The organism is Streptomyces hilarionis (assembly GCF_024539675.1).
GTDB classification, from domain to species: Bacteria; Actinomycetota; Actinomycetes; order Streptomycetales; family Streptomycetaceae; genus Streptomyces; species Streptomyces hilarionis.
In genome coordinates, this window is the sequence record NZ_JAHHIT010000739.1 from 1 (window position 1) to 268 (window position 268).

1 protein-coding gene is annotated in these 268 nt (G+C 57.1%); it reads left to right on the forward strand.

Translation table 11 applies throughout. From position 1 onward, the window contains the following. Positions 1-20: 20 nt before the first annotated feature. A partial coding sequence (locus tag KMS84_RS40200) for an MDR/zinc-dependent alcohol dehydrogenase-like family protein (RefSeq protein ID WP_256921602.1) occupies positions 21-268 on the forward strand: 248 nt, incomplete at its 3' end.

Here is a 268-nt window from a genome sequence, read left to right on the forward strand (position 1 = left end):
GCCTGATGAAGGGTGGCCGTATGGCGACCGTGGGCTTGTCCAGCGAAGAAGACAAAGGCCTGTTGACCATCCCGATCGACAAGCTTGTGTTCAGCGAATGGTCGATCGCCGGCAGCTTGGGCAATCCGCAGCCTGAATACGCCAAGCTGCTTTCAATGATCGACGCAGGCCGACTCAATCCGAGCCAGCACGTGACCGAGCAAGTCAGTCTGGAAGACGTCCAGTCCGTGATGGACAGGATGCCCAAATTCGATACCAACGGTTACGT